The sequence below is a fragment of the Kitasatospora sp. NPDC059973 genome (assembly GCF_042737525.1).
In the GTDB taxonomy this organism is placed as follows: domain Bacteria; phylum Actinomycetota; class Actinomycetes; order Streptomycetales; family Streptomycetaceae; genus Kitasatospora.
Genome location: NZ_JBHWUI010000026.1, coordinates 59986 through 68670 on the forward strand (window position 1 = coordinate 59986; position 8685 = coordinate 68670).

Genomic DNA, 8685 nt, shown 5'->3' on the forward strand with positions numbered 1-8685 from the left:
TTGATCCACCGTGACGAACAAGATCGGTGAAGCGCTGCGCGCGCGGTTCACTGTCCAGACCAAGGACATTGCCAAAACCCCTCAAGGCCGTTTCAACGCCCTGGTGCGCGCGGAGACGCCGAAGAAGGGCGAGAGCCCGAACACGGCCCGGCTCGCCGAGCGGCTGGGAGTCTCCCGGCGGCAGGTGCAGCGCTACCTCCGCGGTGAGGCCAAGATCGGCAACGCTAAGGCCGAGACGCTCAAGCAGCTTGAGGCCGAGGCCCGCCGACAGCATCAGCCGCGCGTGTTCGCGCAGGCCCAGAAGCGGGCCCAGCAGGGCGGGTTGGTGGTGGAGACCCGGGCGAAGTTCGGGTTCTCCAGCGAGGCCGGCAGCACCGACGACCCGCGAATGCGCCGGCTGACCGAGGGCCTGCCCTCCGGCATGATCCCCGACATTTTCGAGGCGCTGCGCGCGGGTGACGAGGAGCGGCTCCGCGAGCTGGTGGCCGAGGGCCTGGCCGAGGAGTATTTCCGCCTCCCCGGTGGTGGCGCTGACGGGCTCGACGTCGAGCTGACAGACATTGACTACATCGAGTTTTGGACACCGTGATGACGACTGAGCAGACCTCTTACACCGCCCCCCTTGTCGTGCTCGACGTCGCCGCCGGCGAGCTGGTGGCGTACCGGCCGGACGTGCAGCTCGTCGAGCTGCCGGGCGAGGTCGTCGATCTGGCGACGGCTGCCGAGTGGGCTCTCGCCTACGGGCTCGGGGCGCCGGGGCTGGGGCAGTTCGGCGAGGACTTCGGGCCGCTGCTGGTGCTGACGGAGGCCGCGACCGAGCGTCTCGGGTTGCCGGTCCGTCTTGAGGACCGGCGGAACCTGCGCCTGCCCGAGGATCACCCGGCGCGTAAGGCGCTGACCGAGGCCGGGTGGGATCTCAGCCGTGCCGGCATGGGGCCGTGGACGCTTCTGTTCAAGGGCCGCACCGAGTGCCGGTTCGCGTTCCTGCCGTGGGGGGCGTTCGACACCGATCTGAATCGGTGGGAGGGGATCGGCGACAGCGGCGACCCGGCGGCGCTGGCGTACACGCTGGGCCTGTTCGCCGAGCGGGTGATCCCGCCGACCGGCTCGACCGCGGCGACGGGGCTGGAGCTGATGACCGCGCTCCGGCCGCCGACCCGGCTCGACTGGAAGGGCGGGCGGATGCAGCGGGTGCCGGTGTCGGGCTCGCTGGTCCGGGCGATCGACCCGGCGCTCCCGGAAGCGATCGACGAGCACCCGATCGCGGCTGGGCGCACCCGGGAGCAGTCGCGCAACCCCAGGCACGTGGTGATGGAGGAGCCGCTCATTTGGTGCCGGGAGCCCACCGAGGAGGAGAGGGCGCTCCCCTTCGCGGTGGGCCTGGACGTCTGCATGGCGTTCGGGGCGGCGTCGAACCGGCTGCCGATCGGGCTGGGCGAGGCGGTGCACACCGACGGGCCGAAGTTCGACAAGAAGATTCCCGGCGCGTGGCTGGCGGACTTCTCCGGGGTGAAGCTCCGGGCGAAGGACTTGATCACGAAGGAGTGGCGGGACCTGCCGGAGGACTTCCCGAGCCCGTTCACGCCGGACGGCCGGCCCCCGACGGGCCCGGCCTGGTACGAGACGCCGACTCTCGCGTACGCGGTCGAGCTGGGGGTCGAGGTGCAGCCGCTTGAGGGGTGGTTGCGGGTCGAGCCGGCCGCCCCCGGCCTGCCGGAGGTCGGCGGGTACTTCGACCTCTGGTATCAGCGCATTCAGGCCGCCTACATGGCCACCCTCGCGGACCTCGGCGTCACCGAGGACATGCCGGAGGCGGAGTTCGTGGCGGCGATGGCCACGATCAACGAGCGTGACCCGGAGGCCGCCGCGCTGCTCAGGGCGATCAAGAAGATCGTCAAGGGCGGTATCGGCAAGATGGCCGAGAAGCCGCAGGGCCGGCAGAAGCGCGAACCGCATACGCCGTGGCCGGCATTGAAGAGGCCGACGTACTCGCCGCACGCCCGGTACACGGTCATCTCGGCGGCTCGCACCGGCGCCCACCGCAAGGCCGTCAAGACCTGGCTCGCCACGGGGGCCGTGCCGCTCGCGGTGCTGTCCGACTGCTGGGTATACGCCTCGCCGTTGCCGTCCGCGCTCGCCGTGGTGCCGCGCAAGGCGGACGGCACCCCGCTGCCCGGCGGGTGGCGGCTCGGCCCGAACCCCGGCTACGTCAAGGAAGAAGGAGTGAAGCCGATGGAGTGGTACCTCGACCTGATGGCCAAGGGCCAGGCGTCGGGCAAGGACCTCAACCCCGCCCGGTTCATCAAGGGCCGTGACGCCATGCTGGACGGTGAGTGATGCCGGAGCGGTACATCGCGACGTTCGAAGAGCCGCCGTCCGAGAAGTTCCACAGCACGCCCGACTTCGCCGCGGACGGCTGGCAGTTCGCCGCGTACTCGGACCTGAATCCGGGCCCGGTCGGGATCGTGGCGGTCGCCGCCACCGAGGAGGCCGGCCGGGAGCAGACCGACGTGATCCTCACGATCGACCCGGCGGCCGGGTGCAGCGTGCGGGCGCGGGTCTGGCACAAGCGGGCACGGTGGGAGGACGACCCGGAGATTCCGGAGGTCGTCGAGGAGTTCACCGACGCTGAGGGCCTCGACCAGCTGCGGATCAGCGCGTACGGGGCGTGGGGGCGGCGCGGCCTGGCCGCCGCACTGCGGGAGGCCGCGGAGATGCTCGAAGCTGCCGACCGCCATCTCCCGCAGGTGGACTGACCGCCCCTCGGTCACACATCCCGGGTGCCGTGCCGATTCGGCACGGCACCCTCCCGCCCTTCAAGAGAGGTGCAACAGATGAACGAGCATGAGTCGCGGTCATGGCGTCTGTGGTTGGAGAACGAGCAGCTGGAGGACTACAACCCGCTGTGCGGGTGCCGGCGGGTGCCCGCAGCCTGGTGCCCCGAGTGCGAGAACTGCGCTGTGTGCGAGTCCTGTCCCCACCAGCCCGCGACGGCCAGCGCCGGTAGCGGCCCCTGCGGGTCGTCCCCCGACCCGGCGTGCAGTGCGCTCCTACTGTCGCTGTCGGCGGCCGGCCCGCAGGGGCACATCGACCGGGCCGGGCTCGCAACCGCGAGCGGCCTGTCCGAGCGCGGTGTCGAGCGGCACCTCCGGCACCTCACCGAGTCGGGCCGGGTGGAGCTGCTGGCGGAGACGGAGGCCGGGACTCACGGCCAGTTCCGCCGCCGGACCCGGTACACCCTGCCGGAGTGACCACTCCCCCGGCAGCCGACGGATCAGCGGATCGGTTCGGCGGGCGGGGTGAGGGTGGCGAGGTGACCGGAGAGGCGTTCGAGTGCGGCGCTCATCTCCCGGACGCTGCGCCGTACGTCGGTGGCGGCCTCGCGGGCGGATTCGCGGGCGCGGTCGGGGTCGGTGCCGTTGACGGTGCGCCAGCGGTGGCCGCGCCTGACGTAGTTGTCCACGTCGGCAGTGATGACGCCGAGTGCGGCGACGGCGCCCCGGAGGGCCTGGGCGGCGGCGGCGGCCTCCGCCGGGTAGCGCCACGCCTCGCCCGGGTCTCGCTCGCATACGCGGGCGAGGTCGGCGAGGTGCTGGGCAGCTGCGGCACACAACACCGGTGCGGGCTGCGGGAGTCGATAGGCCATGCGGGTGATGATCCCATGGTGCGCCGGGCCGCCGACGTAGCCGGCCCGACACAACCCGCATGAGGACCGAAAGGCGAGAAATGATCACCGATGGGGAAGAGTTCGCGCTGCCGGACCCGGCCGCCGCAAGCACGGCCGACCTGTGCGACGTGCTGCGACTGTGCGGCGCCCTCGCGAGCGAGATTCCTGGTGGGCCAGACGGTCAGCCGGTGTGGTGGCAGACGACGGCCAAGCAGTACGCGCGGGCCGGGCAGCTCGGCCATTGGCTGAGCGCCGCATCCCTGCGGCTGGAGGTGGAGTTGGCCCGCGGCCTCGGCCTGCACCCGCCGGCCGGTGGGGAGCCCGGGGGCGACGGCAGGTCGTAGACCGCCAGCCGCGGCAACAGTGACGAAGGGAAGCGAGGGCGGCCTCGGTGCGCGAGCACCCGGGCCGCCCTCCTATATATAAGGAGGGCCGTCCATGGCCACCCGATCACACCTCTCGTCGGCGCCCGAGCAGGCCGCCGACGAGAGCACCCCCGAGGAGAAGTTCGCGCGGCTGACCCGGGCGGTCTACGGAGACCGGCGCGCGGACCCGCCCGCGCGCGAGCTGCTGCTCGCCGTGGCGTTCGCGTCCACCCTCGGCAAGGTCGCCGACGAGAAGATGTGGACCACCGTCCGCCGCGCACTCGGCGGTCGGCCGGCCAGGCTGCGAGAGTTGGCCCGCCTCGACCTGCCCCGCTACGTCGAGCCGGGCGCCGAGTCCTGGGTCGAGGGCACGTGCGAGGCGGCCCGTCACCGGGCCTTCGTGCCGCGCGCGACCGGCGGCCACACCAGGGCCCAGGCCGCCGAGGACTGGCGCAACACCGACCACGTCTGCGGAAGCTCGGGCACCATGCGCGTGACCGAGCGCGACCTCGCGACCGGCCGGCACCTTCTGCACTGGTTCTGCGGGCGGCACCGCGAGCAGGCCGCGCGCGTCGCCGAGCAGCTCGCCGAGCAGAACAAGCGGGCGCCGGAGCCGGTCCCGAACGCCGGCGGCCTGCTGCCCTCCTACTTCGCGGCGGACTGGCTCACCTTCTACCGGTGGGCGTCCTGGCTGGCCTGGCAGCCGCCGTCGTACGGGGTGTGCGCCGACGACTGGCCGGCCGCCGAACATCCGGTGCCCGCGCACCCTCGGCTGCGGCTCATCCCGGGGGACGTCGCAGAGTCCGCCGGTCAACCCTGATCACTTTCCGTATCCCTCCCACCCCGGGCCGTTGATGCTCCTATCGGCTGTCAAGCGGCTGTGAGCCAGTCGCGGTAGGCGTTGGCGAGGGTGTCGTCGCGGCGGGTGCCGCGCTCGATGGTGGAGATGACTGCGGGCCAGACGCCGAAGTGGTTGGCGACGGCGGTGAGGGTGATGTTCTTCGCCCGGCGTGCCGGTCGCAGGTCGGCGATCTCGGGGACGGCGACGGTCGTGGTGAGGCAGCGGAAGATCTCCCGGGCGATGGCCCGTTTCAGGAGACGGATGATCTCCTTCTTCGTTCGGCCGGCCTTGGTCTGGCGGTCGACGTAGTCGCGGGTGCGCTGGTCGCTGGACATGCGCACGAGGGCTATCCGGTAGAGGGCCGCGTTGGCCGCGCGGTCCCCGCCGCGCGAGAGGCGGTGGCGGTTGGTCTTGCCGCTGGACGCGGGGACGGGGGCGACGCCGCACAGGGCCGCGAAGGATGCCTCGGTGCGCAGGCGGTCGGGGTTGCCGCCGGCGGTGATCAGCAACTGGGCGGCGGTGTCGGGGCCGACTCCGTAGGTGGCGCGCAGGCCGGGGTTGAGGCCGGTGACGAGGTCGTCGAGTGCGGCGGTGAGGGCGTGGTGTTCCTCGGTGAGGGCCCGGACGCGTTTGGCGAGGGTCCTGAGCGCGGTCAGGATTGCGATGCGGATGCCGTCGCCGGTGGGGCGGAGCCGGGCGAGGGCCTCGATTCGTTTGTCGCCTTGCAGGGCACCGTACTTGGCGCGGATGTCGTCGGGGGCGCCGATGAGGGTGTGCCCGATCTGGTTCAGTGTGGCGGTGCGGGCCTTGACCGCGGATCGGGCCGCGTTGTGCAGGGCTCGGATGCCGGTGATGGTGTCGTCTTTGGGGGCGCTGGAGGCCCGGCCGGAGAGGACCGCGCGGGCGGCGGCGTAGGCGTCGATGGGGTCGGACTTGCCGATCCGGCGGCGCTCGGCCCGGTCGGGACGGTTGACCTCCACCACGGTCAGGCCGGCCTGGCGGGCGGCGCGGGTGAAGCCGGAGCCGTAGGAGGAGGTGCCCTCCACCCCGATCGCGGTCACGGTGCCGTGGGCGGTCAGGAATGCGATCGCCGCCGTGTAGCCGGGCGTGGTGGTGGGGAACTCGGCGTCGGCGACGTGGCCGCCGCGGTCGGTGACGACCGCGACGTGGATGGTGTCGGCGTGGGAGTCCACCCCGCCGAACACCGTGTGATCCGTGGCGTCCGGGCTGCCTGGTCCTGTCATGCTGGTACTGCCTTCCTAGCCGGAGGCGGCCCGGCCGGGTGGGGCAGACAGGACACTGAGGGGGCCTCTGGCCAGGCTCCTATAAGGTCATGCTCCACCCGGCCGGGGCCATCGAGAACGGGCCCGGCAGCCGGACAGAACAACTCCAGGACAGCCCAGCAGGGCGTCAGTCAGTGGCAGAGCCACGACCACCGGAGACCCAGTTACGACTATCAGTGTCAGTGGTGGGTTCTATGGTGCTGCTCCGCGCACGTGGAGTTTGTTCGGAAGGAAGTTGCCTGCCGTGAGTCACCCCCTTGAGCGAGCACGGGGCCGGATCTCCTCCGGCACCACGTACACGGTGCTGGACCTCGCCGAGCTCCTGGGCGTCTCGGTGCAGTCGATCCGCGCGCTGCACCACGGCGGCTACCTGCCCGGCGTCGAGTGGTCGTCGATCCCCGGCCGGGGCGGAGGCCGCTACACCTGGCCGGGCGAGCAGCTGCTCACCTGCCTCGACATGAACCTCGACGACCTGCCGCCGCTCGACCACGACCGGTACGACCCGTCAACACTGTGGCGGCTCGGCTGCGGCTGCGAGGACTGCACGGCCTGGCACGCGCAGAGCACCAGGGCGTACCGGCGCCAGGCCGCAGAACAGCAGTTCCCCGCAGCGAGGCGCGAGGAGCTCCTCGCCCTGGTGCAGGCCGGCACGGACGTGAAGACGGCGGCGCCGCAGGCCGGCGTGACGCACCACCAGGTGTACGCCTTCGCGCGCACCGACGACGAGTTCGGCCGGCTCCTCGACGCGGCGGCCGAGGCGCTGTGCGTGTCCGCGGCCGACTCCCGGTGCGGCACCCACGCCGGATACCGGCACCTCTCCTGCCGCGGTACGGCCTGCCGCAAGGCCCACGCTCCCGAGACCCGCCGGGCCCGCACCCCGCAGTGACCACTTCACCGCCCGTCCCCGCGGCGGGCGGCCACCACCTCGCGCCGCCGACCGGCGGCCCCATCCATCACCGGAGGTCCCGTGTCCACCATCCCTCTGCACGAGATCGAGATCCCCGCAGCCGAGGACGGCGCGGTCAAGCCCTGGCGCAAGCGCCTCGAAGCGCTCGACGAGACGAAGCGGGGCGGGTACGTGTGCGTCGGTTCCTGGGTGGAGCCCGGGGCCGTGTACCGGCTGCCCGCCGGGGCGCTGATCGTGGGCGTTGACCGCACCTCGGAGACCGCCCGCCGGGTCCGGCTGTGGCGCGTCACGACCAAGGGCGAGCTCACGGCCACGCGCGACAGCGTGTTCAAGTCCTACGCCGCGGAGTTCGGCGACGGAGTCCGCAAGACCCTCCGCTCGGCGCTCGACAAGTACCCGCCCACCCACCAGGGCCCGCAGCTCGTGCGAGCGGCTGCGCCCCAGGCCCCGCAGCCGAACGAGCGGGCCGACCACTGCGCACTGTGCCGCAGGCCGGTACCGGCGGGCGCCGGCCTGCTCGTCGGCAAGCCCGGAAGCCGCGAGGTGCAACACAAGCCGGGCGAGTGCCCGCCGCTGCGCAACGAACGCGGACAGCGCTGCTCAGCGTGCGGGGGCTGGGTCGAACCGGGCGACGGCCTCCTCAGCAGCCCAATCGAGGGGGTGTGGAACGTCCGCCACGACGGGACGTGCCCGCCGGAAGCCGAGCGTCAGGCCCCTCCCCCGCCGCCGCGGCGCCGCAACGAGCGGGCAGGCACGTGCGTGCGCTGCGGGCAGGACGTCGCCGAGCTCGACGGCTGGCTGATCCCGCCGGCGGCCGTCGGCGGGTCCTGGTCGGTGGAGCACGACGGCGAGTGCCCGCCGCCGGCGGATCAGCACACCGGGCCGACGTGGCGGATCACCGCGGGCGTGCCCGGCCGGTACGAGCCGGTCCCCAGCTCGTACTGGACGCTCGGTCAGGTCGGCCGGTTCGAGGTCTACGAGTGGGAGCAGCCGGTACCCGAGGACGCGCCCGGCCTGGTCCGTGTGCACGGGATGCCGTCGCTGATCGGCGTTGTCGTCTCGGAAGAGCGGCCGTGGTACTCCCGGGATGAGGACGGCGACTCACCGAGTGACGACCTGATCGGGGAGAGCGGTTGGTTCTTCTCCGGCCGGGTGCGGCTGGCCACCGAAGAGGAGGCCGCGCCGCTGCTCGCCGAGGAGGGCGAGGCCGCCATCGACCGCGCCCTCGGCGCCCGGGTCCGGCTGGTGCTGTCGTGGCGCTACCCGCGCGAAGGCGCCCGCTACCTGCCGGCCGACGAGCTCGCCCAGGAGCTCGCCGACGTCGAGCTCGTCGAGCTGCGCACCCGGCCGGCCGCCGAGTGCACAGCCATCGGCCGGGGCCTCTACCCCGAGCGGGTGTGGATCGCCGAGGGGCGCGACTGGGTGATGACCACCGCGCACAACGGCATGGACGGCGACGACTGGTCGCTGAGCAACTGGGGCCGGGAGATCGCGCTCCTGCACCCGATGACCGACGAACTCCGCCGCCTGGTGGACGACCTGACGGCCCGCTACGGCGCCGGCACCGCGGCCTGACCCGCAGCCACCCGGGCCGTGAGCGCGGGGCCCCCACGGATGGGGCC

10 protein-coding genes are annotated in these 8685 nt (G+C 72.7%); 8 read left to right on the forward strand and 2 right to left on the reverse strand.

Annotated features, from left to right (window positions below):
- Positions 1-10: 10 nt before the first annotated feature.
- The 4 genes from tpg (at position 11) to ACFWA9_RS10325 (ending at position 3251) form a co-directional block, all read left to right on the forward strand.
- Positions 11-589 (forward strand): telomere-protecting terminal protein Tpg, encoded by a 579-nt coding sequence (gene tpg, locus ACFWA9_RS10310; protein WP_380385308.1) that lies wholly within the window; start codon positions 11-13, stop codon positions 587-589.
- A complete protein-coding gene (gene tap / locus ACFWA9_RS10315; RefSeq protein ID WP_380385311.1) occupies positions 589-2337 on the forward strand; it encodes a telomere-associated protein Tap in 1749 nt (582 codons plus the stop codon). The genes tpg and tap overlap by 1 nt, the downstream gene beginning before the upstream one ends.
- On the forward strand, positions 2337-2756 hold the full coding sequence (locus ACFWA9_RS10320; protein WP_380385314.1) for a hypothetical protein: 420 nt from the start codon (positions 2337-2339) through the stop codon (positions 2754-2756). Before tap ends, ACFWA9_RS10320 begins: the two co-directional genes overlap by 1 nt.
- A gap of 78 nt (positions 2757-2834) precedes the next feature.
- The gene (locus ACFWA9_RS10325) at positions 2835-3251 is read left to right on the forward strand and encodes a hypothetical protein (RefSeq protein WP_380385317.1); all 417 of its coding nucleotides are present in this window, start codon (positions 2835-2837) and stop codon (positions 3249-3251) included.
- A 23-nt stretch (positions 3252-3274) separates the two neighbouring features.
- Here ACFWA9_RS10325 and ACFWA9_RS10330 read toward each other — a convergent pair whose 3' ends face one another.
- Positions 3275-3646 (reverse strand): hypothetical protein, encoded by a 372-nt coding sequence (locus tag ACFWA9_RS10330; RefSeq protein ID WP_380385320.1) that lies wholly within the window; start codon positions 3644-3646, stop codon positions 3275-3277.
- 80 nt (positions 3647-3726) lie between these two features.
- Between ACFWA9_RS10330 and ACFWA9_RS10335 the strand changes: the two genes are divergently transcribed.
- Positions 3727-4011, forward strand: coding sequence for a hypothetical protein (locus ACFWA9_RS10335; protein ID WP_380385323.1), 285 nt, complete (start codon positions 3727-3729; stop codon positions 4009-4011).
- Between the two features lie 94 nt (positions 4012-4105).
- Positions 4106-4852, forward strand: a complete 747-nt coding sequence (locus tag ACFWA9_RS10340; protein WP_380385326.1) for a hypothetical protein — start codon at positions 4106-4108, stop codon at positions 4850-4852.
- Positions 4853-4902: 50 nt separating this feature from the next.
- Here ACFWA9_RS10340 and ACFWA9_RS10345 read toward each other — a convergent pair whose 3' ends face one another.
- Positions 4903-6117 (reverse strand): IS110 family transposase, encoded by a 1215-nt coding sequence (locus tag ACFWA9_RS10345; protein ID WP_380385329.1) that lies wholly within the window; start codon positions 6115-6117, stop codon positions 4903-4905.
- Positions 6118-6400: 283 nt separating this feature from the next.
- Here ACFWA9_RS10345 and ACFWA9_RS10350 point away from each other — a divergent pair, with 283 nt between their 5' ends.
- Positions 6401-7042 carry a hypothetical protein gene (locus tag ACFWA9_RS10350; RefSeq protein ID WP_380385332.1) on the forward strand — a complete coding sequence of 214 codons (642 nt, stop codon included), beginning with the start codon at positions 6401-6403 and terminating at the stop codon, positions 7040-7042.
- Between the two features lie 81 nt (positions 7043-7123).
- Complete coding sequence (locus ACFWA9_RS10355; RefSeq protein WP_380385335.1) at positions 7124-8638, forward strand: hypothetical protein; 1515 nt, start codon at positions 7124-7126, stop codon at positions 8636-8638.
- Positions 8639-8685 lie beyond the last annotated feature (47 nt).